Genomic DNA, 26,332 nt, shown 5'->3' on the forward strand with positions numbered 1-26,332 from the left:
GAGAGGCCACAGTACGTTTCTTTTTCATGATCGGCATATCCATGATATTCATCCTTCATGATATGCCTCGCCCACAAAATCACGGATAGGTCCCTGGCGTCGAATGCGCGAGGACACGGATTCCAGATGAGCCACTACCGTGACTGCGCGGGGGACCCGCTTAAGAATTAGCGGTGTGAGCGGCTTTCTCTTGCTGACTTCTCTTTGCCGCGGCAAAGAGAAGTTAGTGCCGCCCCGCACAGGGGCAACGCCAATAGACCACTAACAAAACAAGGAAAGGCCAACACCGCAAGCACCCAGGCAAGCAAGCGCAGCGAACTAAAGCACCAGAAAAAAACAAACCAAACACCCGCACCGCAGGCAAAACTCCCCCTGCGGCCACGAGCAAAAAAACCTAAAAAAATTACTTCCGCAAGGAATCCAGATCAACCACAAACCGATACTTCACATCACTCTTCAGCATCCGCTCATAAGCCTCATTAATCCCCTGCATAGGAATCACTTCAATATCCGAAGTAATCCCATGCTCACCGCAGAAATCCAACATTTCCTGCGTCTCGGCAATCCCACCAATCAACGATCCAGCCAACCGGCGACGCTTGAAAATCAGATTGAACACCTGCGGCGACGGATGATCGTGCTCAGGCGCACCCACCAGCGTCATCGTCCCATCCCGCTTCAACAGATTCAAAAACGGATTCAGATCGTGCTGCGCGGCCACCGTATTCAGAATCAAATCGAAGCTGTTGGCATGCGCTTCCATCTCCTGCGCATTCTTCGAAATCACCACCTCATGCGCGCCCAACCGCTTCGCGTCTTCGATCTTCGACGGCGACGTCGTGAACAACACTACATGCGCACCCATCGCGCGCGCCAGCTTCACGCCCATATGGCCCAGACCCCCCAGGCCGACAATCCCGACCTTCTTGCCGGGACCCGCGCCCCACGTGCGCAGCGGCGAATAGGTGGTAATGCCCGCGCACAGCAACGGCGCCACACCGGCCGGGTCGAGATTGTCCGGCACCCGCAGCGTGAATTCCTCGTCGACCACCAGTTGCGTCGAATAACCGCCGTAAGTGATCTGACCATCCACACGGTCGACACCGTTATACGTGCCTACCCAGCCGTTTTCGCAATACTGCTCGAGGTCTTCCTCGCAACTCGCACACGTGCGGCACGAATCCACCAGACAGCCCACGCCGACCAGATCGCCGACCTTGTACTTCGTCACGTCCGGACCCACCGCGCTGACGCGGCCGACAATCTCATGGCCCGGCACGACCGGGAAAACGGTGTTCTTCCATTCATTGCGTGCCTGATGCAGGTCGGAATGGCACACGCCGCAAAACAGGACTTCCATCTGCACGTCATGGGCGCGCAGTTCGCGGCGCTGGATTTCGAACGGAGCGAGCGGCGCGGTAGCGTCGGTCGCTGCATAGGCGTAAGTCGTGCTCATGGGTAGCTCCAGCAAAGAGGGTGATGTCACAAGGCGATGCCCCAAGGCGACGCGTGACGTCGCCGCGGACAGCCTTGTCTTGAGCCGGGATCGCAGCGCCAGCGGTGGTCGACGAATTCGCCGAAGCAGTGAATCGGCAACCGGGCCCGGCGTGGTGCGGAAAACTCGATCCGGCAGGGTTCCCATCTTAGGAGCCGACTCTGACCCGGGGAATACCTGAATGTCTTGAAGATTTGCCTAAAACTCCTGGCGAAGCGCGCAGTAGGTCGTTTAGTGCTAAATTTCAAGCATTATTCTCTTGAGCGTCACTATTCCGTCATGTCAAGTCCTGCTGCCGATCCCGCTGTGGATCACATCGTCGATCCCGTTGCAAGCACGCTCGCGGACCCGCGTATGGTCGAGCTATTCGATCTGTTGGCGCCGAAGCCGGGCTTCACCTGCTCCAGTCTGGAAGGCGTCAATCTGATGCGTGCCAATCATCCGATGCCGCGCATGCCGGTCATGTATGAGCCGAGCATCGTGATTGTTTGTCAGGGCCGCAAACGCGGCTATCTCGGCGACCAGGTGTTCCAGTACGACGCGCAGCAGTATCTGGTGCTGTCGGTGCCGCTGCCGTTCGAATGCGAAACCGAGGCGAGTCCGCAGACACCGTTCCTGGCGATCTCGGTGCGCGTCGATTTGACCATGGTGGCCGAGTTGCTGATGGCGCTGAACGAAACGCAAGGCGCGGCGCGGAACGAACCGCTCGGGGTTTATTCGACGTCGCTCGACCCGGCTTTGTCGAATGCGGTGCAGCGGCTGATGGAAGCGCTGGCTTCGCCGCTCGACGCGCGCATTCTCGCGCCCGGCGTGGTCCGCGAAATCTGCTATCGGGTGCTGACCGGCGAGCAGGGTGACGCGATCCGCGCGGCGCTCACGCATCAGAATCATTTCGGCCGCATCGCCAAGGCACTGCGACGAATTCATGCCGACTACTACGGCGAGCTCGACGTGGACACGCTGGCCGCCGAAGCCGGCATGAGCCTCGCGGTATTCCACGCGCAATTCAAGGCGGTGACCGCAACTTCGCCGATGCAATACGTGAAGACCACGCGTTTGCATCACGCGCGCTTGCTGATGGTGCAGGACGGTTTGAGTGCGGGCGCGGCCGCGGCGCGCGTCGGTTATGAAAGCGCGTCGCAATTCAGCCGCGAGTTCAAGCGGCTGTTCGGCCTGAGTCCGGTCGACGAAGTCAAACGCATGCGCGCCGTCTACGATGCCCCCGCGCCGCGTGTGGTGAAGCCGGTGGCGCGTTACGTGACGGCCGTCTAGGCGCATTCGCCACGGACGGTTGCGATGACTACGGCTATAAGCCGCTGAACCAGTTATACCCCTGGTCTTCCCAATAGCCGCCAGGGTTCGTGTTGGTCACGAAGATCGCCGCAATGTGTTTCGGGTTCTTGAAGCCAAGTTTGGTCGGCACTCGCAGTTTCAGCGGATAGCCGTATTTCGCGGGCAACGGGGCATCGCGGAAATCGAGCGTGAGTTGCGTTTGCGGATGCAGGGCCGTCGCCATATCGAGGCTCGAATAGTAACGGTCCGCACATTTGAAGCCCACATAGCGCGCGCTCAGATCGGCGCCGATGCGCTCCAGAAACGTGCGGAACGGCACGCCGCGCCATTGGCCGATCGCGCTCCATCCTTCAATGCAGATGTGGCGCGTGATCTGCGAAACCTGCGGCAACGCGCGCAACTGATCGAGATTCCAGCTACGTTTGTCCGTCACCAGCCCCGACACTTCAAGTTGATAGGTCGAGCCGTCCACATCCGGCGCATCGAACTCGGGGTAGAAGGCGTTAAACGGAAACGGGTCGGTGATCTCGCGCGCCGAATAGGTCGGCGCCAGCCTGTTGCGGTCGAACAGCCAGCCTTGCACGCGATCGTTCCAGCGCGACATGGCCCACAGCACCTTGTCGACCGAATCGCCGTCCTGCATGTTGCAGCCCGACAGCATGGCCAGTGCGCCGATCGACAGCGACGAGCGCAGAAACAGACGCCGCTGCAGTCGCTCGATTTGCGGCTGATGATCGCGGAGAACGACGGGCGCTCGGCGTGCCTTGTCGGGACGGGATGCGCTCATGCCTGGGTTCCTTCGTGAACGGTGGGTTTGGCATGGCCGGTCAGCATGGGCAGCAGCGTGCGCGGTACCAGCAGCACGAGCGCCAGATGCACGCAGACAAATCCCACCACGCCCGCCATGGCGACGAAATGCACGCGCCGCGCGAAATCGAAACCGCCGAATAGCGCGGTCAGCCAGGAGAATTGCACCGGCTTCCAGATCGACAGTCCCGACGCCACCAGCAGCACGCCGAGCGACAGCACCAGCAGATAGAGCGCACGTTGCACCGCGTTGTAGCGGCCGGTCTCGTGCGGGAGTTTGAAGCGCAGCGCCAGGGCGGCGTCATGCACCACGTCGCGCGGATGAACCGGCAACAGCGCACGGCGGAAATGCCTGCGTCCGATGCCATACGCCAGATACAGCAGCCCGTTGGCGCACAGCAGCCACATCGCCGCGAAATGCCACGCCATCGAACCGCCGAGCCAGCCGCCGACGGTCGCCCACGCGGGAAACCTGAAGGGGAAAAACGGCGACGCGTTGTAGATGGCCCAACCGCTCATCACCATGCAGACCATCGCAAACGCGTTGATCCAATGGGTGATGCGGACGACGAGCGGGTGAACGAGCTGACGTTGGCGTGTTTCGGGCATGGCGCGACGTTGACGGCAGTGGCGGCGTGAACAGGATGAACGGCAAGCGGCAAGCCGCGTCGTGACATTACGCGGCCGCTCAAACCGATGAAGCGATACAACGCGCCGTATTACATCGGCGGCGTGATGCCGTTCTCACCTGCGGAGATGAAGTTGGCCGCCATTGAACCGTCGGCTTCCTTGTGCGCGAACAGCACGACCTTCGCGCCCGGCACCAGCAGCGAACGGTCGCCCGGCACCAGGTTGACGATCGGCACATCCGGCGGAATCACGATTTTCTTTTCGCCGTCTTTGTATTTCACGGTGATCGTGCGGCCGTTGCTGACCACGAGCGAGCCGACGGTGCCGTTGGTCATCGAGCTGTTGCCGCCCAGATCCCACGGACGATGGCCTTCGCCGCTGCCGCGCATGCTGGCCGGAAACACGTGGACTTCGAGCGCTTTCAGCGTGCCGTCGGCCTGCGGAATCGCGGCGGTGCCGACATAGCTGTCTGGCTTGATGTCGTTCACGTTGGCGAGGGTGACGCCGCGAATCGGCGTGTCTTTCGCGAGCTTCACGTCGACGTCCTTGCCGTCGCGCGTGTGGACCTTGAGCAGGTCGCCCGACAGCGACGTGACGGTGCCGCGTACGCCGGTGGGCGCGGCGCTCTGGGCTTGCGCGGCGGGGCCGGCGGCGAGCAGCGCGGCGGCGACGAATGCCGGGGCGGCGAGCACGCGCAGTGCCTTCGCGGAAACGAGCTTCATGGAACGACTCCAGGTAAGTGAACGATGGGAATAACGACGGCAACAACGATGGGGGGCAGATTAAACGCGCAATCGGCTCAGCCGGGTGACCGGCGGATGACAAAAACGTCATGAACGGTGCGGTCCGCGCCACGTAGAATGGTCGTTACCTATCTTTATGTCCGGCGTTTTCCGCGCGCGTCAGCCACCATGAGCATTCTCGTCATCGAAGACGATCCGAAAACCGGCGATTACCTGAAGAAGGGTTTGCGCGAGAGCGGCTATGCGGTCGATCTCGCCCGCACCGGCACCGACGGTCTGCACATGGCGCTCGAACAGACGTATGAACTGGTGGTGCTGGACGTGATGCTGCCCGGCATCGACGGTTGGGAAATCATGCGCGCGCTGCGGGCGCGGCGCGATCTGCCGGTGATCTTCCTGACCGCGCGCGACCACGTCAGCGACCGCATTCGCGGTCTCGAACTCGGCGCGGACGATTACCTCGTCAAGCCGTTTTCGTTCACCGAACTCGTGCTGCGGATTCGCACGCTGTTGCGGCGCGGTGTGATCCGCGAGCGCGACGTGTTCGAGATCGCCGACCTCAAACTCGACGTGCTGCGTCGCAAGGTGACGCGCGAAGGCGTGGAGATTGCACTGACCAATAAGGAATTCATGCTGTTGCATCTGCTGGTGCGGCGTCAGGGCGAAGCGCTGTCGCGCACGCAGATCGCCTCCGAGGTGTGGGATATGAATTTCGACAGCGACACGAATGTGGTCGACGTGGCCGTCAAACGGCTGCGCGCCAAGGTCGATCATCCGTTCGAGAAGAAGCTCATCCACACGGTGCGCAGTATCGGCTATACGTTCGGCGACGGCTCATGAGCTGGTGGACCGAGCGTTCGCTGACGGCGCGCACCACGGTGCTGTTCGCGTCGATTGCCTGCCTCGTGATCGGCACGCTCGGCGCGTATTTCTATCACTCCGCCGAGGTCTCGCTGGAGCGCCGCGCCGACGTCGTGCTGACCGGCCGCGTCGAGCACTTCAGCCGGATCGTCCAGGACATGTATTCCGTCAGCGAGTTGAAGGCGCGCCCGCTGCTGTTCGAAACCATGCTGGGCGGAGAAGCGGACGTGCTGCTGTTTCGCCGGCCCAACGAGACGCCGTTCATCGACGTCAATCCGGCTGGCATCGCGGTGCCGCCGTTGCAGGCCGCCCCGTCGGGCCGACTGCCGACCTTTGCCGAGATTCGCCGCACCGTGCTGGCGGACGGCGTGCCGGTGCATTGGGCGATTGCCACGGCCAAGGCGCGCGAGGACGGCGCCGAAGTCGAGGTGATCGCCGCGCATCCGATGACCCAGGAAGTGCGCATGCTCGCCGCGTATCGCAACCGCATCCTGCTGGCCACGTTGTGCGGCATGCTCGCCGCCACGCTGCTCGCTTATTACGTGTTGCGCCGCGCGTTGCGGCCGGTGCGCGAGATCGCCACGCGCGCCGCGCAGATCAGTCCGGCGAGCCTTACGGTGCGGCTCGACAGCCAGGCCGCGCCGGTTGAATTGCGCCAGCTCACGCACGCGTTCAACGCCATGCTCGATCGTCTCGCGGACGGGTATCAGCGGCTGTCGCAGTTTTCCGCCGATCTGGCGCATGAAATCCGCACGCCGGTGGGCGCGCTGATCGGCCAGACTCAGGTCATGCTCGCGAAACCCCGCGAGCCGGACGAATATCAGCAGGTGCTCGAATCGAATCTGGAAGAGCTGAACCGCCTCAGCCACATTGCCGAGAACATTCTGTTCCTGGCGCACGCGGACCATGCGGCTCTGTCGGTCGACCGGAAAACGGTGGACCTGCGTGAGGAGCTCGTCAGAATCGCCGACTATTTCGAAGGTCTCGCCGACGAGCGCGGCATGCGTTTCACGATCGAAGCGACCGGATCGGTCTGCGCCGATCCGATGCTGTGCCGGCGCGCGATCAACAATCTGGTCGTGAATGCGGTGCGATATGGGGCGCCCAACACGGTCGTGCGGCTAAGCGGCAAGAACGACGCAACCGGCGCGACGGTGGCGGTGGAGAACGAAGGCGCACCGATTCCCGACGATCAGTTGCACCGGCTGTTCGACCGTTTCTACCGGGCGGATGCGGCGCGTAGCGAGTTCACCGAATCGAGCGGGCTGGGGCTCGCCATCGTTAAGGCGATCATGCATCTGCATGGCGGCGCCGCGCAGGCGGCCTGTCCCGCGCCGGGCGTGGTGCGTTTCGAACTGCGCTTTCCGCGCGCCTGATCGCGTGCGAACGAGCGCGCCTAACCCGGCGCGTGGCGGGTAACGGCGATACCGGGATGATTGCGCAACTGGCTACCGCTTTCCGGTGTCGTTACGATGGTGTGGCCTATTTCCATTCACCACTCGTCACTCCCCCCCACGATCCGGAGAGAACATCATGAAGCGGTTTCACATAGCCCTTGCGGTCGCCGACCTCGACGCTTCGATTGCCGATTACAGCCTGCGTCTCGGGCAAGCACCCACTGCCGTGGTCTCCGGTCAGTACGCCATGTGGCGTACCGATCTGCTCAACTTCTCGATCAACCTGACGCCGGAAAAAGCGGGCCAATTGCGCCACATCGGCTTCGAGGACGACGCGGCCGAGGGCTTCACGAAGAGCGTCGACGTAAACGGCCTCGAATGGGAGCATTTTTCGGCGCAGGAACAGGATCGGCGTATCGAGAGTACTTACGGTCACGCCGTCCGGGCGGATCGGGGCTAAACGGGGCTAGACGGCCTGGCATTGCGCTGACGGGAAGCGTTTTCACAGGGCCAGTAACTGGTCGAGATAGCGGGCAACCCCGTGCTGATGATTCGGCGGCGCCTGCGGATGCCTCGGCAGATGACGTTTCAGCTCCGGCATCGCGTTGGCCATGACCACGCCATGGCCCACCGAACTCAGAAGTTCCAGGTCGTTCATCGCGTCACCGAAAGCAATGGTTTGCGACAGGGCGATCTGTTGTCTTGCGAGGAACCACCTGACCGCGGTCATCTTGTTGTGATTGGGCGACACGATGTCGATCGTCTGCGCGGAGGATCGGCTCAACGCGACCACCTTGCCGAAGCGGTGGCGCAGCGCGGTGTAAGCGTTATCGGCCGCGATCACGTCACCCTGTAGAAGAATCTTGAACGCCTTGATGCTCCGTAACTCCGATTCGGTGTGATAGCGGCATGTCAGGCCGGAGCCGGCGATATAGTCGGCAAAGAAAGGGTTGGGTGTCAACGCATGCCAGCCGGCACGCGAGAATAACGTGACATGCAGTTGCACACTTTGAATGAAGTGCAGAATCTTCACGCTCGATGCCGGCGCCAGCGTGCGCTCCAGCGCGGGCGGCGACGAGGGTCCCGTTTTGATCAGCGTGCCGTTGCAGGAGACGACCGTCGGCGTGAAGCCGAGTTTTGTCAGGCTGCGTCTGGCATCGACGTCGAGTCGTCCGGTGGCGAAAATGATCTTCATTTCACGCCGATGGAGATGTTCGAGCACCTGGGCGGAATAGTTGGACAGCCGGCCTTGATTGTCCAGTAGCGTGCCGTCGAGATCGATCACCACCGCGCGCCATGGCAGGCGCGATGTCCTGCCGGCGCAAGAGCGCGTTTCCATTGAGATTGTCCCGTTGAGAAGAGTCGATCTGGTCGTCTGACGGCAACCTAAGGCGCCTTTGGCGCGGGGTGCGTGGCACGCGCTGCCGATGAATCGGGCGGCGTGTTCACCATCTCCTGCAGGATCACGACGAAGCGCGCCAGAAGCTGCGTCGCCGTTTCTTCCTGAAGTTCTCGCGTGTCGTAAAAGAGGCGTAACTGGAGACCTTCCGCATGCGGAATCAAACACAGCACGGTCTGATGATTGCTGCCTGAAATAGCATTCAGCAGTTTCAGGCGGAACGGCGGTTCGCTGCCGAATTCGGGCTCCGGCATATTTTCAAATACGAACAGGCTGCCGAACGGCGCTTGCGGGGTCCACCGCGCATCGTAATGGGTCAGCTCGTGGAAGGCGAATTGCTGGCGATCGGGCTGTGTGGCGCGAATGTCGTCGAGCAGATCGACCATGCTACGTTGGCGAATCCCGGTCAGCCGCAAGACCGGACTGGCGACAAACAGGCCAACCAGCCGCGCGACGTCGTCGATCTGCGCCGGCCGTTCGCTCATGGTGGTGCCGATGGCAACGTCGTCCTCGTTAAGACGGTCGGCCAGCGCGCGCATCCACGCCAGTTGCGTGAGCTGATTCGCGGTATAGCCGTGCGCCTTGCCGAATTCATATAGCGCGTCGTTCAGTTGGCGCGTGAGCGTCGCGGCAACGCAGCGCATGCGTAACGCCTGACGGGTGTCGATTTTCCGGGGCGTGTCGATGGGCAAGCGTTGATTACGCTGTGCACCCTGCAGGTATGACGTCCAGAATTCTTGCGCCTCGCCAGACTCGTTACGCTCACCATGGCGAGACACGTAGACGGGGAAGGGCATGAAGCTCCGCTTGCAGGCCACCGGCGGCCGGCCCTGCTGAAGGGCGGTGTAGGCGGCCACGGTCTCTGTCAGGATGAGGTTGAGTGACCACCCGTCGAATAACACGTGATTGCAGGTGTGAATCAGAATGTGCCGTTCGTTGCACGCCGTCGCCACGAGCAGGCGGAATAAAGGCGGCTGCTCGAAGTCGAACGGCTCGTTGCGTTGTTGCAGGATGGCGTCGTTCAGCGCGCGATGCTCGGCGTCGTGATCGAGCGTGCGCCAGTCCGCGAATTGAATGGGAAGCGTCACCTCCTTACAGACGAAGAGCTGCGGATTGCCCAGGTTGTCGCGGTCCGTCAAGCCCGCTCGCAGAATATCGTGCTGTGCCGCCACGTGAGTCCAGGCGTTCGCCATGCACTGAGGGTCGAACCTGCCTTCGATCTCCATGATGACCTGATCGATCTGAAAATCCGGATCGACGCGATTGAAGTACATCAGCTCACGTTGTCCGCCAGTCGCGCGATAAACATTCTCGAGCGCATGGCGATGCTGGATCCGATCCAGTTCGGCCAGTGCGATCGTTGCGTGGGGGAAGTCGCTGGGTGTGTAAAGACTCCGTTGCCGGGAGGTCAGGTCGGCGCACACATCAATGATTTCGTGGAGCGCCGAGGTGAAGTCAGCGGCCAGCTTCTTCGCAATCTCATGCTGCAGCCGGGTTGTCAGGGTCAGCCGCAGGCGATGCTCGAATACGCCGCCCGCGATGTCGATGAGATGGCCGGCGTCGTTGGCAGGGTCGATCTGAAGGCCGCAATCCTGCGCGGCGAGTTGCCATTCCCCGGTTGATTCGCTGGAAAAGAATTGCCCCAGATAGTTGAAGCTGATGGCGGGCAAACTCTGCGTGTCGAGCGCGCCTGTCTGGGTGGCGGCAGCGGGGCCGTACCTGAAAGCGCCGTAGCCGAAGCCCTTGTCCGGAATGTCCCGCAAGCATTCCTTGATGTGACGTATGGTGGCCGCAAGCGTGTCCTTGACCGCCAGCTTCACGGGATACAGGCACGTGAACCAGCCTACCGTGCGACGCACGTCCAGCCGCGAGTCGATCTCCTCGCGCCCGTGGCCTTCGAGTGTGAGCCAACTCTCCTTGAAACCGTGCCAGCGATGGAGTGCGATGGCCAGTGCGCTCAGCAGGAGGTCGTCGATCCTCGTGTGAAAGGCCGCAGCCGTTTCCTTCAGCAGGCGGCCGGTTTGCTGGGGATCGAATTCGATCGACACGACTTCATGGCGAGCGGTAATGCCGTCTTGCTGCCAGTAATCGGGTTGACCGGCCGTTTGCGTTCGCCACCAGGCGAGCTGGTCGGGATGCCGTGCGGCATAGTGCGCCGTGGCATCGACCCATTGCCGGTAGCTGCTGCCTTTTCGGTCCAGCGAGCCACCTTCGCACAGCGTCCGGATATCGTCGCGAATAATGCGCCAGGAGACTGCATCGATCACGAGGTGATGGGCGGCGATGAACAGACGTTGCGCGCCGGCCAGGTTGTCGTGGCGAATCCACGCGACGCACCAGAGCGGTCCATGAGTCAGATCGAAGCGGCTTTGCAGGCGGGTCAGACGGTCCGCCAGTGCTTGCCGATCCATGGCCGCATCCAGTTCGATCACGGGCGGCGGCGCAAGCGTGGGCTGATAGGTCTGCGCGACGATCAGGTCGCCCTCGAACGTAAAGGTGGTTCGCAACATGTCGTGGTGGGCATGGAGGGCAACCACGATCTTCTCGATCATCGAACGCTGCAGCGGCGGGATGCCGATAAGGCACGCCTGATTCCAGTGGTGCGGCTGCGCGCAGCGTCGGGACGCGAACCAGCGTTGCACGGGCAGCAGCGCAAACTGGCCGCTGAGGGCGCCTTGTTCGCTGATCCGGTCTTCCTCGGGCGGCTGGTTTTGCAGCCAGGCGGCCAGCCTCGCGATCGTGCGTTGTTCGAAGATGGCGCGCACCGGGCAGGCAATCTGATGTTGACGCAACCGGGTGGTCAGCAGAATGCCGAGAATCGAGTCGCCACCCACTCGGTAGAAATCGTCGTCGACGCCGAGGTCCGTGATGTCAAGCACGTCGCACCACACGTCATGCAGAATCTGTTCGAGCGGGGAGCGCGGCGCGACGCGCGGGCTGTGCGCCGCTCGTGGTTCAAGCGCGAGTAGCGCTTCTCTGTCGAGCTTGCCGTTCGCGGTGAGCGGTAGCGTATCCAATGGAATGAAATGAGCCGGAATCATGTATTCCGGCAATTTCAGACGCAGCCATGCGTCCAGATCGTCGGGATGCAAGGGTGTCGCCGGGACATACCACGCGAGCAGTTCGTGGCGGCGGCCGCTTTGTCCTGCCTTTTCGAGCACGGCCACCGTGCATTGCCGGACGCCGGTGTGCGTGAGCAGGCTTGCTTCAATCTCAGCCAGCTCGACCCGATAGCCACGGATCTTGACCTGGAAGTCGTTGCGGCCGATGTATTCCAGTCGACCCTCCGCCTGCCACCGAACCAGGTCGCCGGTCCGGTACATGCGTTGGTTGCTGTCGCGCGCAAAGGGATCGCTGACAAAACGCTCCGCTGTCAGCGCCGGCAGATTCAGATAACCGCGTGCCACGCCTTGACCGCCAATATAGAGCTCGCCGATCGCGCCCCGAGGTAGCAGCTTGCGCTGCCTGTCGAGGACGTAGCACGTGCGTTGCGTGAGCGCGCGGCCAATTGGAATGGAACCCGGCGCATCGACGTTTTCGATCGCGTGGGTCGTCGCGAACACGGTGCACTCCGTCGGCCCATACACGTTGAGGATGCGCGCCGGGCGTCGCGTCTGGCGGGCCAACCCACGCATGATGTCCGGCGTCAGCGCTTCTCCGCCCACCAGCAGGCAGCGTAAGCCGGCAAATTGCGTGGGACACGACAGGTACATGTGATCGAACAGGCTTCGGGTGATAAAGCCGATAGTCACCTGCTGGTGCCGCACGAACGCCTCGAACAGCCGTGCATCGCTGCACAACTGGTCGGGCTGCGTGGAAACGGCCAGTTTCGCGCCGTTGAGCAGGGCACCCCAGAGTTCCATGGTCGCGGCGTCGAACGCAAGGTTCGCGAGTTGCGGCAAGGCGTCGTGCTCGTCGATACGCAGCGTGTCGGAGTCGACCAGCAGGCCGATGATGCTGGCTTGCTCGATCAATACCCCTTTGGGCTTGCCGGTGGTGCCGGACGTGTAGATCACCTGCGCCAGATCATGTGGGGCGCGATAGATGCCGGGGTCGTCTTCAGTGGCGGCGATCGCGCACTGCTCGTCGAATGCGATGCAGTTCACGCCGCACGCGCAGGACTGCAGGCCGGGGAGCAGATCGGGCTGGGTGACGACCAGGCGGCTGCCCGAATCTTCCAGAATATGACGTTGCCGTTCCGCGGGCGCCTTCGCATCCATCGGCACATAGGCGGCTCCCGACTTGATGACGGCCAGCAGTGCGATCAACGCGTCCAGGCCGCGCGTCATGCAGACCGCTATCCGCGTGTCGGGCTCGATGGGCGAGCCGGTCCGCTGCCGATACTGCTCTCGCAGGTGATGGGCGAGTTGATTGGCTCGCCGGTTGAGTGTCCGATAGTCATAGTGCCGCGTTTCATCGGCTAGTGCGATACGAGCTGGGTGAAGTTTCACCATCGACTCGAAACGCTCGGCGAGACCGTAGTTGGGGGTGGGGGCAGGCGGCGGATTCCACTGGCGAAGCAATTGATCGCGTTCGGCGCGGGAGAGAAGTTCCGGTTCCTGGCCGGCCGCGTTCGTTGCCGCGCAGAGCGATTCGAGAACATTTTTCAATTGTTCCATCAGCCGATCGATGTCGCCGCACGTAAAGCAACTGGCGTCGTACTCGAATCGCAGTATCAGTGCTTCTTCGCGCGGCATGGCGACGATCGCGAGCGGATAGTCGAGCCGTTCGCCTGTTCCGCGCGCGAGATCACGCGACGGCGCAAGTGTCTCGCCGGTGTCGCCACGCTTCTCGAACACAACGAGGCTATGAAATAGAGGTTCGCCCTGCCGATGCTGTTGCGCTTGCAACTTCGTGGCGTGGGGGAGCGGCCGAGTGTCCAGTTGCGTGAGGCGTTGCTGGATCTGTTGCAGCATCTCGCCGGTCGTGGCAGCGGGGCGCCAGATCACCAGCAACGGCAGGATGGGCGGTTCGTTTTCAGCGGCGACGGATTCCCGGTCGGCCACGTCCGCGCACGTCATCGTGCCGGCTAAAGTCTGATTGGCGTCGCTCCAGACGTGCAGTAACTTGTGCCAGCCGTATTGCACCAGTGAACGCAGCGTCACGCCGTGCGTTCCTGCCTGATCGCGCAGCGCTGCTGTCGTGAAGGAATCGAGTGTCAATGACCGGCAGTCGGGATGGTGCAGATTGCCGGCCTGTCGTGGATCGAAGCGGGTCGACGCCATGAGGCCGAGATCGAACGGCGGGTCGTCGTGTTTGCATTGCTCTGCCGGCATTTCCCGCGCGTCGGGTACGGGCGGACGCGAATGCGCTTTGCCGGTGAACGGCAAATTACCGATCGGCACGTCGGGCTGCAGGAGCAGTTGCCGCAGAAGAAAGCAAAAATCCCTCGCGTACTGCTGTGTCTGTCCGGGAGATGCCGGTTCGCCACGCGCGCGCAGGCGAAAGTCGAAGCGCGACTCGTATTCGCAGTATTCCAGCAGCAGCGACGCGGCGCCCATGTCCTCACAGTAGCGCTGATTGGCTTGCGTGTCGCAGTCGTCGAAACGATAAAGGCTATCGCGCAGGTTCGTTTGCACGAAGCACGTGTCGAACTTCGTCGCACCGCATGCGCGGGCAATCCGATGAGTGGGCCATTCGATGAAACGGGCGCCGTTGGCCGAGCGTGCGTCGCGGAAAAATTGCATGTTGCGCTGATAGAGCTGCCGGAAGGTACTGGTCGATATCGAGGTCATGGGCAACACGGCCACGTTCACCTGCGCACCCATCGACAGGTCATGGCCGGCCGCAATCGCGACAGGGAAGCTGACCGGCACGGCGTCGCAATTGCGGTAGCGCGCGAGCAACGCGCCCCATGCGCTGAGGAACAGATGGAACGGCATGGTGTGGCGTAAGGGCTTATTCGGGCGCCAGTTCTTGAGTTCCTGCTTATCCAGCGAGAAATTCGCTACTTGAACGGGCGGGGCGACGCAGTCGTTGCGAGGCTGCGTTAAACAGGTGTCGATCTGGGTGAACGCGGGGCGAAAACCGCGCCAGAATTTCTCCGCGCCGGCATCGTCCAGCGCTTCGCAGTCGCGCGTGATTTTTTCATTGATGGCGGCGATCGCTATAGCGTCGCGTGGTGTCGGGTAGTCGGAGCCGTTGTAGCGCGCGGAGATTCCGTCGATCAACTGGATGCCGGACACCCCGTCGATAATCAGGTGATGCATCACAATGAGGAATTCATGTTCGCGCGGCTGGACTTCGAACACACCGATCCGGTAGAGCGGCCCGCGTTCGACATCGAATGCGCGATTCACGAAATCGGCCTGGCCGCCGACGCCGCGAAGGTATTGAAGCTTGCCGGGCTCGCGGTTTTTCACCCAAAAGATCGACCCGTCGTCGTCTTCCGTGAGGTGGCTATCAAACAGAATGTGATCCGCGATGAAGCGGTCGACCGCCTGCGCGAGACGATTCACGTCAAGCTTGCCGCGAATGGTGTGATCGGCAACGACGTTGTAGGCGGATGACTTCGGATCGAGCCTGAATTCGTTCCAGAAAATCGTTGAATAGGGCGAGCATCGGATTTTGTTCACGGCAATTCCCGTTAATCCAAGAAAGTGGTGTTGAAGGCGTGCCGGTTGCGTTAGCGGCGGTCGAGGCGTCCGATCCAGACTCGCTGTTCATCGAAAATGGGGACGTCTTGCAGGTAACCGATCAACATGCAGAGCGGCTTTTTATGAAGAACGGGAATGATCTGGGAGAGCGTTGGCAGACGCGACTCGTGGAGCAGGATTCGACAGGTCTCGCTGAATTGCGACGCTACGCCAAGGCCCCAGAGAATGTGAGATTCGCCGGAGTCGGATAGATCGACGACATCGGCGCAGTCTTCGGAGACACCCAGAGTCAGGTACTTGTCTTCGTGCTGAAGGTAGTGAACGGTCCGATACAGTGGATGGCATTTCAGGTAGTCGCTGGCCTGCCGGTCTCGTTTTCTGCCGAAATGATTGCGCCACGCGCTGTCCGGAATGGCGTCGGCCTCGATCTCGTTGTAGGGCTCATGCCCAATCGGCCGACAGCACACCTCCGCGTAACGAATGACCTGTGTCGCTGGGGTGAAGTATCTGGTCAAAATCTTCTGGTAAGCGGGCGTTTTTCTCTCGTCTGAAAAGCAGACAATCAGATCGCTATCGGGATTGATTGCATGACGGATCAAGGCGACGGCAACCGGTCCGGATCGGCATCGTCGGTCGACGCCGAGATCGCCGATCAGATTGACTCTGAACTCGCGGCTGTTCAGACGGAAGACATAATGGCGTGAGTACGCGATACCGAGGCACGCCGAGTTCTCTTCGTAGCAGATGGCCTGAGGTTCGACATGTTGGCTGTCGAGCGGGTCCAGAAGATTCTTCCAGTTGAAATAGGACTGACCGCCGAGATCGCGCCCATAAAACCGTGCGAGCAGTTCATAGTCGCTTTCCCTGATTCTCCGTCGAACGTACATGATTGTTTCCGTGAGAAATAACTTGTGCGGGACCCGGCGGGCTGGCGCCGCAAGCCGTTTGCGTCGGATCGGGATGGTCAGGCCGATAGATCGCTCAGCAGCTTCAATCCGGCCCGGTCCACGCCGAGAGAAAATGCCGCGACACTGTCGCGGCGTGCCGGGTCCACCGGGCCCATGGCGCGCAGCACCAACCCGAGCCGGCGGTAGATCCGCACCATGCTGACGGGCGCAACGCCTATCAAGCGTTGGATTCCTAAGCATATGGAGTATTGAAAAACGATTTGCAGGAGTTGACGCATTCGCTGTCGATCAATCGCCATGTCGTCATGAAACGTGGTGAACCGTGACATCTCCCATACGCGAGGATCACCGGTCAGCGGCGTGGAAACCAGGCCGGGAAACACGTCGGCCAGCAAATAAGGCCCGGTGGTAGGCAGCAAGCGTACATAGGCGCAGATCCGCCCGGTTTCCGTGTAGCCAATCACATGAGTGGTGTCGTGCCGGTCGAATTCGTCCCACTCTTCAGCCGCCGGATTTCCGGCGGTCGGCAAATCCCATTTCATGTGTTCGACGAATACCGTGTACCGGTACCGGCCGAGCTGCCGTCTGGCGTGGGGGCTCAGGTTGTTCATGGTGACGATCGCAATCTCCTGCATGGCCCGTTCTCTAAAGGTAACCGTAAGCGATGGCATAAGCGGCGGCCGCGACCTTGGATGATGCGTTGAGTTTTCTCATGCAGTTCTTCAGGTGAAAATTCACGGTATCGGCGGAGATGTCCAGTGCGTTGGAGATGCTTTTTGCGGACCCGCCGTCGGCGGTCCAGCGAAGAATTTCGATTTCACGCCGCGTGAGGTTGATTTCGGTGGTGTCATGCCGCTGCCTGCCGGCAATGTTGGCGATGCACGTCATCGACAGATGGCTGAGCGCGGCGAGGTGCGGCCGCAGCATTTCTATTTCGTGATCATCTAGCGCCCGGTGATCGCGCGCGAGCGAGAAAACACCGCAGCGTCCGCGCGCGTCCCAGCAGGGCTGCGAGATGCCGACTCGCAGTCCCGCTGCGTTAGCGTCGTCCCACAAGTGTTTGGCCTGGGAAAAAAGGTCGTCGGTCCAGACGGTGGGCGTCGGATCCCTGACGTCGAGTCTTGCGATCGGATCGATCTCCAGATAGTGCTGATCGTGATAGCGCGAAACCCATGGTGGGGGATAAGAACTCTCGATCACGACGTTTCTGAAATGAAACGGAGGACGAGTGTGATAACCGAACGCGCAATACGCGAAGCCGAGATTTTGTGACGCGCACGACAGCACGTTGAGCGCGTGGTCAATCTGCTCGCAGTTTTGCAGTTTGAAGAAGAGGTCGTTCCACCATCCGGAGTGGTCAGGGCGCATCGCTGGCTCCGCTTTCAAATGTGTTTACAGACTCGACGCATAAGATTTGGTTCGGACTCTTTAGTGAGGCAGCCTAAATGAACCCGATCGATGCCGTCGATTCCCCCTACACGATTCGCATCGTAAAGGCCAGGCGTGGCGGGGTGATGGACAGAATGGCGGTGACTGCCAATTTTCGGAGCGTGACATAAGCGCACGCGGATCATTGCGGTGGTGAACAAAAGAACCTGGGTATCTTCAGCAGCGGCCGTGCCTATTCCGCAATCGACCCTACCAAACATGGGAGCTTTCTCAGCGTCCGGTTCGTGTAATTGTTTGTGCAAGCAGATCGGTGGTGGACCGCTTGTTATCCGCGGCTCATGTCGTTGCCGTGAACATCCGGAACATTTAACAAAGGAGTTTGTAATGCTCGAATCGTTCTCAGGAAATGACGATCTTCCTGTCTTTGATCCGCAGAAAGACTGGATCACGTGGGGAAAGGATCCATCGAAAGCCGACCTGAGCCGGGCTTACGCCCACGTGCAGGAACGCGCAATCGAAGACCGCTTGTCGTTGAGCTTCGAAGGCAACCGGTCGCGCGCTTATCCGGTCATGTCAGGGGTGTGCGCACTTCATCCCGTGACTGAAGAGATTCTGGTGGCGCGAATAAAAGCCGTATTCAACGCATTGCAGAAAATCGTGGCGGCGTACCGGACCGACAGGAATCTCCAGCACTTTCTCGACATTCCGAAGCCGCTGAACCGCTGGATCAAGGAAGACGCCGAGCCGTCGAACAACCGGATCGATCTGTGCCGCTTCGATCTGATGGGACGCAGCCTGGCGCAATTGAAAATCATCGAATTCAACGCGAACGCGCCGGGCGGAATCGTGTATGCCGGCATGATTAACCGCTATTGGCGGCAGGCGCCGTGGTCCGCGGACCTGATCGAATCGTGGGGCGGTGCGGCGTCGGCATTCGAGCGGGAAGATTGGGTCGTCCGCTGGCTGCTGGCGCTAGCCGAAACGCGTGGCATGGAGGCGATCGAAGGGATCGCGCTGCTGCATCCCACGGACGGCAATATGCTCGAGTTGCCGCACCTGAAGCAGCGGATGGAGGCGTATGGTTTGCGCGCCACCATGCTGACGCCGGAACAACTCTTCCAGGACGCGAACACCGTGTTTCGACTCGGCTACCTGAAATACGGCGTACAGCTGGCGATTCAGGACATCGGGCAATTGGACCGCTTTTGCCGAAGCGTCGTGGAAGGGCGTCTGGTGATTCCATCGTCGCTGGCGGGACGCTGGATCGGCGACAACAAACTCTGTATTGCCGTCATGTCGGACCCGCGCTTCGCCTATCTGTTCGACGACGCCGAGCGTGCGGCAATTCATGCCCTCGTGCCGCTGAGCCGCAAGCTCGGCGACGGCGTCAGCCGCGCGGACCTGCTCAACAACAAAGACGACTTCGTCATCAAGCATCCGTACGGTACGCGCGGTGCGGCGGTGCACGTCGGGCGCGACTACGATACGGCGACGTGGACGGACCTGATCATGCAAACGTCTTCGTCGGGCTACGTCGTGCAGCGCTACATCGACGCGGAATGCGAGGTGGAAGGCGAGACGTGCTTCCGCGATCTCGTGGTGACGATCGCCAACGGCGCAATTGCCGGCTACGGATCTCGCGTGAGCCGGGTGCGCAAAGTCAACATTGCGCAGGAGGGACGCAAGATGGCGGTGCTGAGTTCGCTGCGCGGCACGGGCTGATACGGGCCGGTGCGTTTTTTTTCGCCACGCTGGCTCGCGCGGCAGGCGAGTCGTTTCGACGCGCTGGCCTGCCGTGACTTCCGGCGCTTTACATATGGCAACGGCGTCTCGCTGATCGGAACCTGGTTGCAGCGGGTCGGTGCTGGCTGGCTTGCGTGGGAGGTCAGCCGTTCGAGCGTGTGGCTCGGCGTGGTGGCGTTCGCGGATCTGTTTCCCACGCTACTGCTCGCGCCGCTCGCGGGCGTGATGGCGGACCGCTGCGACCGGCGCAAGGTGGTGCTTTACTGCCAATGCGTCGCGATGGCCGCAGCCGTCCTGCAAAGCGGTCTGTTGCTGGCCGGCTCGCGATCGCTCGCATGGCTGCTGGTGACGACGTCGATCGCGGGGATCGCGAATGCGTTGTGCCAGCCCGCGCGCATGGCGTGGATATCGAGCCTCGTGCCGCAACGGCGGCTCGCGTCGGCGGTGGCGATCAATTCGCTGTGCTTCAATCTCGCGCGTTTCGCCGGACCCGCCGTCGCCGGCGTCGTGCTGCTCGAGTTCGGCACGGTGGCGCTGTTCGGGTTGAATGCGCTCAGCTACTCGGTCTTCATCGTCGTGCTCATGCGTATGCCGGCTGCACCGATGCCTGCCGGCACGGCGCCTTCGGCCCGCTGGCTCGGCGACGCGCTGGAGGGCTTTCGCTACGTCGGGTCGGTCGCGTATTTGAGGGGTGTGTTCGTCGTCACCGCGGCGTCGGCCGTGTGCATTCGGGGCATTCCGGAGTTGGCGCCGGCCATCAGCGAACAACTGCTGCAACAGGGCCCGCGCGGCTTCGCGTCGCTGGTTGCCGCGGCGGGTGCCGGGGCGCTGGCGGGCGGCGCGTGGTTCGGCGGACGCGACGGCGCGCGCTGCGTGGCGACCCTGATCGGGCGCCACGTGCTGGCGGCGTCGCTGTGTGCGTTGGCCTTGGCGCTGACGCATGATTTCCGGCTCGCGCTCGCGCTCTTCTTCGCGATGGGTTTCTCGGTCGTCGTGACCGGCATCGGGGCGCAGACGTTGATTCACCTGTCGGTGCCGGAGCACCTGCGCGGGCGGGTACTGGGCGCTTATGGGGTGATTTTCCGCGCCGGGCCGGCGCTGAGCGCGTTGTGGCTCGGCACGGCTGCACCGCTCGGCGGACTGCGCGTGGCGCTGGGACTCGGCGGCTTGCTATGTCTGGCGGTCTGCTTCGTGGCGAGCGACCGGGTTCGCCGGGTGCTTCGCAAGCTGGCGTGGTGGCGCTGAGCGCGCCACCACGCCTCACTCGCCCAGCGTCCCCGCTTCCTGCTGGTTCTGGTAATGCGCGCGTTTTTCCTCGTACATCAGCAGGTCCGCGCGCTGCACGCCCGCTTCGAGCCGGTCGCCGCGCCGGCAGGTCGCGGCGCCCATCGAAAAGCTCAGCGGCGAGCCTGGGTAGAACTGGTTATTCATCTCCACCAGTTGGCGGATCGCCTCGATCATCGCCGCGCCGCCGCGCTCGTCTGTGTCCGGCATCAGGATCGCGAATTCGTCGCCGCCGATTCGCGCGGCGTGAAACGGGATATCCATCGCCTTGGCGAGCACCTCGCCGGCGCGCCGCAACAGCGCGTCGCCGGCGGCATGGCCGAGCTGGTCGTTGACGCGTTTGAGGCCGTTCAGGTCGGCCATGATGATGGTCACCGGCCACGGACCTTTACGCTCCAGCCGGTTCAATTCGTCGACATAGAACGAACGGTTGCGCAGCTTGGTCAGCACGTCGTGTTTGCCGAGGAACTCCAGGTAGGCTTCGGCCTTCTTGCGCGCCGTGATGTCGGTGAGCGCCACCAGCACCAGGTCCCAGTGGTTCTCGTGTCCCGGCAGCACGGAGAATTGCAGATGCACATGCACCTCGCCGCCGTCGAGCGAATAGTTGAGCACTTCGCGCTGCTGGAACAGCTTGCCGTCCCATAGATCGATCAACTGCTCGCGGAAATGCGGCCGCATGTCGTCGCGGAATACGTCGGACAAACGCGCCAGCAGCATGGGTTTGTCTTTCGCGGCGAACATCTCGAGCGTGTGCTGGTTCACGTCGAGCACGTGGATTTCCTGCATGCAACGCTCGACGAACTCCGGGTGCACGTCGGTGAACACGCGAAAATCGCTGATGCCGGCCGCCCGCGCGTCGTCGAGCAGGCGTTTGACCGCGCTGAAGTCCTCCACCCACAGCGACACGGGCGAATGCTCGAACAGCCCGCGCACGTATTGTTCGGCGAGCGTCACGCGATGCCGGGCGCCTTCCAGTTCCGTGATGTCCTCCACCGACACCAGCACGCGGTCCCAGTTCGCTTCGTGGCCCGGCAGCACGACGCCCTTGAGCAGCACGTCGAGGCGGCGGCCGCCGAGCGTGTAGTTGACCGTGTGGCTCGTGAATTGCGAATGCCCGGCCCACAACTGGCACAGCTCTTCGAGGTGGGTCTTGAGCATGTCGTCGCGGAACACCGCGGCGAGGTTGCTGGTGAGCGCGTCGAAATCGGCGGCTTCGAATTGCGTCAGCGTCTTCTGATTGACCTTGATCACGCGGATGCTGTGCGCGCAGTCGGCCACCCGGGTCGGGTCCGCGGCGAAGTGAGCGCGCAGATCCGTGATGCCTTCGGCGCGCCACGCGTCGAACAGCGCGCGCACGCCGCTGAAGTCTTCGAGCCAGAGCGAGACCGGCGCGAGTTCGAACATTTCGGAGTCGTCGCACGAGGTTCCGCGGGGATTGGCTTCGGAGCGGCTGATGTGCGGGGCGGCCGGGACGGAGGCGGGGTCGTGCGGGAGCATATCCAGCATGGGATTCTCGGGGTCGGAGTAGCCGCTATTCTAAGACGGATAGGCGTTGGGTAAAAACAAACGCGTACGAGGCATCGATTTTGCGCAGGCGGTTCGGCAAGCCACCGGCGCGGACCCGCTTCAGGCGCGCCCGCCCGCCTGCGGGTCCATGAGTGCCTTGCTACACTCATCCGTTGACGCTTCCGCCCACCAACCCGGTTAAAAAACGCCCCGTCATGAAGCCATCCCTGCTGGTGCTGATTCCCCTCAACGACGCGAGCCGCGCCAGTATCGACGCGGCTTTCGACGCCGTCCACGCCCCCGACGATGCCCAGCGCGCCGCCGCGATCGCCGCCCAAGGCGCCAGGTTCCGCGCGGTGCTGACCAACGGCACGACCGGCTTGAGCGCCGCGGAAATCGACCAGATGCCGCAACTCGAATTGCTCAGCGCACTGGGCGCCGGCTACGAAAACCTCGCCGTCGACCACGCCCGCGCGCGCGGCATCGTGCTCGTCAACGGCGCGGGCACCAACGACCATTGCGTGGCCGACCACGCCTTCGCGTTGCTACTGGCGGTGGTGCGCGACGTGCCGCAACTCGACCAGGCGACCCGCGTGGGCGTCTGGCGCGACACGCTGCCCATGCGCCCGAACGTCTCCGGCAAGCGGCTGGGCATTGTCGGCCTCGGCAATATCGGCGCGAAGGTCGCACGCCGCGGTGGCGGCTTCGACATGGAGGTCGGTTATCACAACCGCGCGCCGCGTGAAGACTCGCCGCTGCGTTACTTCGACAGTGTGACGACGCTCGCGCGGTGGTGCGATTTTCTGGTGGTGGCCACGCCCGGCGGCGCGGGCACGCGTCATCTGATCGACGCCGAGGTGCTCGACGCGTTGGGTCCGCGGGGCTTCGTGGTCAACGTGTCGCGCGGCAGCGTGCTCGACACGGCGGCGCTCGCGCAGGCGCTGAGCGCGGGGACGATCGCCGGCGCGGCGCTCGATGTCTACGAAGGCGAACCGCAGCCGCCCGAGGCGTTGCTGGCACTGCGCAACGTGGTGCTGACGCCGCACGTGGGCGGGCGGTCGCCGGAAGCGATCACGGCCTCGGTCGACAATTTTCTGAACAACGCCAAACGGCATTTTGCCGGCGAGCCGGTGCTGACGCCGATCTGAATGCCGGCTGCAACCGGCTCGAAATCAATCCGAAGCCGATCCGACAGCTCGACCGCATCACTGAAAGCCAAACCGAAACTATCGGCGTGACGGATAGTTTCTCTCACGAATAGCGATTTCCCTTGTGGGGCCGCGACGCCTAGGATGGTCGATATTGGATCATCAGCGCTTCGCTCATGCGAAGCGGCGACGGAGACCCCGCATGGAACACCACGCCCGCACGCAGGACGAACGGCTCGAGGTTAAAACCACCACCTGCTACATGTGTGCGTGCCGCTGCGGCATACGCGTGCATCTGCGCGAAGGCGAGGTGCGTTACATCGACGGTAATCCCGAGCATCCGCTCAACCAGGGCGTGATCTGCGCGAAGGGCGCCTCGGGCATCATGAAGCAGTATTCCCCCGCGCGCCTGACCCAGCCGCTGATGCGCAAGCCTGGCGCCGAGCGGGGCAGCGCGCAATTCGAACCGGTCACGTGGGAACACGCGTTCGATGTGCTCGAAAAACGCCTCGGTGCGATTCGCGCCACCGACCCGAAGAAATTCGCGCTGTTTACCGGCCGCGACCAGATGCAGGCGCTGACCGGCCTGTTCGCCAAACAGTTCGGCACGCCCAATTACGCGGCGCACGGCGGTTTCTGCTCGTCCAACATGGCGGCCGGCATGATCTATACGATCGGCGGCTCGTTCTGGGAGTTCGGCGGCCCGGATCTGGACAGCGCGAAGCTGTTCTTCATGATCGGCACCGCCGAAGACCATCATTCGAATCCGCTCAAGATTGCCATTTCGAAGTTCAAGCGCGCGGGCGGACGCTTTATCGCGATCAACCCGATCCGCACCGGCTACGCCGCGATCGCCGACGAATGGGTGCCGATCAAGCCCGGCACCGACGGCGCGCTGTTCATGGCGTTCCTGCACGAACTGATTGCCGCCGACGCCTGGGATCACGAGTTCGTGCAGCGCTACACCAACGCGGCCGAACTCGTCGACCTCGACGAAAGCAGCGCCAACTTCGGCCTGTTCGTGCGCGACCCGCAGCGGCCGGCCGGCAATCCGCTGTTTCCGCAAAATCATTTGTGGTGGGACGCCGCTGCCGGGCGCGCGGTGCCGCATCACGCGCCGGGCGTGACCCCCGCGCTCGACGGCCGCTACACGCTCGAGGACGGCACGCCGGTCACGCCGTCGTTCGCGTTGCTGCGCGAGCGGGTGGCCGCTTGCACGCCGGAATGGGCGGCCGGCATCACCGGTATCGCGGCGGACACGATCCGCCGCCTCGCCGGCGAAATGGTCCAGGTGAGCCGCGACCATCGCATCACGTTGCCGATCCGCTGGACCGACGCGTGGGGCGAAACGCACGAAACGGTCACCGGCAACCCGGTCGCTTTTCACGCCATGCGCGGGCTCGCCGCGCATTCGAACGGCTTCCAGTCGATCCGCGCGCTGGCCGTGCTGATGTCGCTGCTCGGCACGATCGACCGGCCCGGCGGCTTCCGCCACAAGTCGCCGTTTCCGCGCGCGGTGCCGCCGTCCGCGAAACCGCCTAACAGTCCCGACGCCGTCAAGCCGAACACGCCGCTCGCCACGGGACCACTCGGCTGGCCAGCCGCGCCGGAGGATCTGTTTATCGACGAGCAGGGCGGCCCGGTGCGGATCGACAAGGCCTTCTCGTGGGAATACCCGCTCGCCGTGCATGGCCTGATGCATAGCGTGATCACCAACGCGTGGCGCGGCGACCCGTATCCGATCGACACGCTGATGATTTTCATGGCCAACATGGCGTGGAATTCGTCGATGAATACGATGAAAGTGCGCGAGATGCTGGTCGACAAGCACGCGGACGGTGACTACAAGATTCCGTTTCTGGTGGTGTGCGACGCGTTCCAGTCGGAGATGACCGCGTTCGCCGATCTGATCCTGCCGGACACGACCTACCTGGAACGCCATGACGCGATGTCGATGCTCGACCGGCCGATCTCCGAATTCGACGGCCCGGTGGATTCGGTGCGCGTGCCGGTCGTGCCGCCGACCGGCGAGTGCAAGCCGTTCCAGGAAGTGCTGATCGAACTCGCTTCGCGCCTCAAATTTCCCGCCTTTACGCGCGCCGACGGAACGCGGCGATATCGCGATTATCCCGACTTCGTGGTCAATTTCACGACCACGCCGGAGTCCGGCGTCGGCTTTCTGATCGGCTGGCGCGGCAAGGACGGCGACCAGGCGCTGGTCGGCGAGCCGAATCCGAACCAGTGGGAGCAGTACGCGAAGAACAACTGCGTGTTCCATTACCGCTTGCCCGAAGACATGCAGTACATGCGCAACTGCAACGGGCCGTATCTCGACTGGGCGGTGAAGAAGGGTTTCCGCAAATTCAACGAGCCGATCCTGATCCAGCTTTACTCCGACGTGATGCAGAAATTCCGGCTTGCCGCGCAGGGCCGCACGAGCGGCCGGCAACCGCCCGACCATCTACGCGCGCGCGTCGAAACGTACTTCGATCCGCTGCCGTTCTGGTATGCGCCGCTGGAAAGCGCCTCGACGGACCTCGAACGTTTTCCGCTGGCCGCCGTGACGCAGCGTCCCATGGCGATGTACCACTCGTGGGATTCGCAGAACGCCTGGCTGCGGCAGATTCATGGCGAGAATTATCTGTATATGAACCCGCTAATGGCCGCCGAAAACGGCATTACCGACGGTAGCTGGATCTACGCCGAATCGCAGTGGGGCCGCGTGCGCTGCATGGCGCGCTTTAGCGAAGCGGTCGAGCCGGGCACCGTGTGGACGTGGAACGCGATCGGCAAGGCGGCGGGCGCGTGGAATCTTTCTGCTGACGCGAATGAGTCGCAGCGCGGCTTCCTGCTCAATCACCTGATCACCGATGAACTGCCGGCTGGCGACGACACGGCCTCACGCTTCTCGAACTCGGACCCGATAACCGGGCAGGCCGCCTGGTACGACGTGCGGGTCCGGCTTTATCCGGCGGAAGCGGATGCGCGGCACACGTTGCCGCAATTCGCGACGATGCCGCCGTTGCCCGGTTCGAACGGCGTGATTTCGCGCATCGTGCAGACGTATTTCGCGGGCCGCGGGGAATTCGCGGCGCGCTTGCGTGGTGCGAACGGACGTAAGTGACTGGACTCG

The 26,332-nt window shown here is 62.5% G+C and carries 18 protein-coding genes; 8 read left to right on the forward strand and 10 right to left on the reverse strand.

Features of this window, described 5'->3' with window-relative positions; all coding sequences use genetic code 11:
* Window positions 1–403: 403 nt before the first annotated feature.
* The gene (locus tag BX591_RS27235) at window positions 404–1,456 is read right to left on the reverse strand and encodes an NAD(P)-dependent alcohol dehydrogenase (protein ID WP_111934429.1); all 1,053 of its coding nucleotides are present in this window, start codon (window positions 1,454–1,456) and stop codon (window positions 404–406) included.
* Between the two features lie 393 nt (window positions 1,457–1,849).
* On the opposite strand from BX591_RS27235, the gene BX591_RS27240 reads away from it, so the two are divergent.
* On the forward strand, window positions 1,850–2,767 hold the full coding sequence (locus tag BX591_RS27240; protein ID WP_111934515.1) for an AraC family transcriptional regulator: 918 nt from the start codon (window positions 1,850–1,852) through the stop codon (window positions 2,765–2,767).
* A 34-nt stretch (window positions 2,768–2,801) separates the two neighbouring features.
* Here BX591_RS27240 and BX591_RS27245 read toward each other — a convergent pair whose 3' ends face one another.
* The 3 genes from BX591_RS27245 to BX591_RS27255 all read right to left on the reverse strand — a co-directional run bounded on the left by BX591_RS27245 (window position 2,802) and on the right by BX591_RS27255 (window position 4,947).
* Window positions 2,802–3,575 carry a molybdopterin-dependent oxidoreductase gene (locus BX591_RS27245; RefSeq protein WP_111934430.1) on the reverse strand — a complete coding sequence of 258 codons (774 nt, stop codon included), beginning with the start codon at window positions 3,573–3,575 and terminating at the stop codon, window positions 2,802–2,804.
* Entirely contained in the window at window positions 3,572–4,204 is a 633-nt protein-coding gene (locus tag BX591_RS27250; protein WP_111934431.1) for a cytochrome b/b6 domain-containing protein, read from the reverse strand. The genes BX591_RS27245 and BX591_RS27250 overlap by 4 nt, the downstream gene beginning before the upstream one ends.
* Window positions 4,205–4,314: 110 nt before the next feature.
* Window positions 4,315–4,947, reverse strand: coding sequence for a hypothetical protein (locus BX591_RS27255; RefSeq protein ID WP_111934432.1), 633 nt, complete (start codon window positions 4,945–4,947; stop codon window positions 4,315–4,317).
* A 189-nt stretch (window positions 4,948–5,136) separates the two neighbouring features.
* On the opposite strand from BX591_RS27255, the gene BX591_RS27260 reads away from it, so the two are divergent.
* The 3 genes from BX591_RS27260 to BX591_RS27270 all read left to right on the forward strand — a co-directional run bounded on the left by BX591_RS27260 (window position 5,137) and on the right by BX591_RS27270 (window position 7,686).
* Window positions 5,137–5,808, forward strand: coding sequence for a heavy metal response regulator transcription factor (locus BX591_RS27260; protein WP_111934516.1), 672 nt, complete (start codon window positions 5,137–5,139; stop codon window positions 5,806–5,808).
* Window positions 5,805–7,205 (forward strand): heavy metal sensor histidine kinase, encoded by a 1,401-nt coding sequence (locus BX591_RS27265; protein ID WP_111934433.1) that lies wholly within the window; start codon window positions 5,805–5,807, stop codon window positions 7,203–7,205. The genes BX591_RS27260 and BX591_RS27265 overlap by 4 nt, the downstream gene beginning before the upstream one ends.
* A gap of 157 nt (window positions 7,206–7,362) precedes the next feature.
* Window positions 7,363–7,686 (forward strand): VOC family protein, encoded by a 324-nt coding sequence (locus BX591_RS27270; protein ID WP_111934434.1) that lies wholly within the window; start codon window positions 7,363–7,365, stop codon window positions 7,684–7,686.
* Window positions 7,687–7,728: 42 nt separating this feature from the next.
* Here BX591_RS27270 and BX591_RS27275 read toward each other — a convergent pair whose 3' ends face one another.
* The 5 genes from BX591_RS27275 to BX591_RS27295 all read right to left on the reverse strand — a co-directional run bounded on the left by BX591_RS27275 (window position 7,729) and on the right by BX591_RS27295 (window position 17,497).
* Window positions 7,729–8,565, reverse strand: coding sequence for an HAD family hydrolase (locus BX591_RS27275; RefSeq protein ID WP_111934435.1), 837 nt, complete (start codon window positions 8,563–8,565; stop codon window positions 7,729–7,731).
* A 47-nt stretch (window positions 8,566–8,612) separates the two neighbouring features.
* Window positions 8,613–15,200: a non-ribosomal peptide synthetase gene (locus BX591_RS27280; protein ID WP_111934436.1), complete on the reverse strand. Its 6,588-nt coding sequence runs from the start codon at window positions 15,198–15,200 to the stop codon at window positions 8,613–8,615.
* A 50-nt stretch (window positions 15,201–15,250) separates the two neighbouring features.
* Window positions 15,251–16,108, reverse strand: a complete 858-nt coding sequence (locus tag BX591_RS27285) for a hypothetical protein (RefSeq protein WP_111934437.1) — start codon at window positions 16,106–16,108, stop codon at window positions 15,251–15,253.
* Window positions 16,109–16,185: 77 nt separating this feature from the next.
* On the reverse strand, window positions 16,186–16,764 hold the full coding sequence (locus tag BX591_RS27290; protein WP_167444624.1) for an acyl-homoserine-lactone synthase: 579 nt from the start codon (window positions 16,762–16,764) through the stop codon (window positions 16,186–16,188).
* 10 nt (window positions 16,765–16,774) lie between these two features.
* Window positions 16,775–17,497 (reverse strand): autoinducer binding domain-containing protein, encoded by a 723-nt coding sequence (locus tag BX591_RS27295; RefSeq protein ID WP_111934441.1) that lies wholly within the window; start codon window positions 17,495–17,497, stop codon window positions 16,775–16,777.
* Between the two features lie 405 nt (window positions 17,498–17,902).
* Between BX591_RS27295 and BX591_RS27300 the strand changes: the two genes are divergently transcribed.
* Window positions 17,903–19,240 carry a hypothetical protein gene (locus BX591_RS27300; protein WP_111934443.1) on the forward strand — a complete coding sequence of 446 codons (1,338 nt, stop codon included), beginning with the start codon at window positions 17,903–17,905 and terminating at the stop codon, window positions 19,238–19,240.
* Between the two features lie 9 nt (window positions 19,241–19,249).
* Entirely contained in the window at window positions 19,250–20,506 is a 1,257-nt protein-coding gene (locus tag BX591_RS27305; protein WP_111934445.1) for an MFS transporter, read from the forward strand.
* Between the two features lie 15 nt (window positions 20,507–20,521).
* On the opposite strand, the gene BX591_RS27310 is transcribed toward BX591_RS27305, so the two are convergent.
* Window positions 20,522–22,051 carry a sensor domain-containing diguanylate cyclase gene (locus tag BX591_RS27310; protein WP_420849424.1) on the reverse strand — a complete coding sequence of 510 codons (1,530 nt, stop codon included), beginning with the start codon at window positions 22,049–22,051 and terminating at the stop codon, window positions 20,522–20,524.
* A gap of 215 nt (window positions 22,052–22,266) precedes the next feature.
* Here BX591_RS27310 and BX591_RS27315 point away from each other — a divergent pair, with 215 nt between their 5' ends.
* A complete protein-coding gene (locus BX591_RS27315; RefSeq protein WP_111934446.1) occupies window positions 22,267–23,199 on the forward strand; it encodes a 2-hydroxyacid dehydrogenase in 933 nt (310 codons plus the stop codon).
* A 202-nt stretch (window positions 23,200–23,401) separates the two neighbouring features.
* Entirely contained in the window at window positions 23,402–26,323 is a 2,922-nt protein-coding gene (locus tag BX591_RS27320; RefSeq protein WP_111934447.1) for a molybdopterin-dependent oxidoreductase, read from the forward strand.
* The last annotated feature ends 9 nt before the right edge of the window (window positions 26,324–26,332 follow it).

The sequence above is a fragment of the Paraburkholderia bryophila genome (assembly GCF_003269035.1).
In the GTDB taxonomy this organism is placed as follows: Bacteria; Pseudomonadota; Gammaproteobacteria; order Burkholderiales; family Burkholderiaceae; genus Paraburkholderia; species Paraburkholderia bryophila.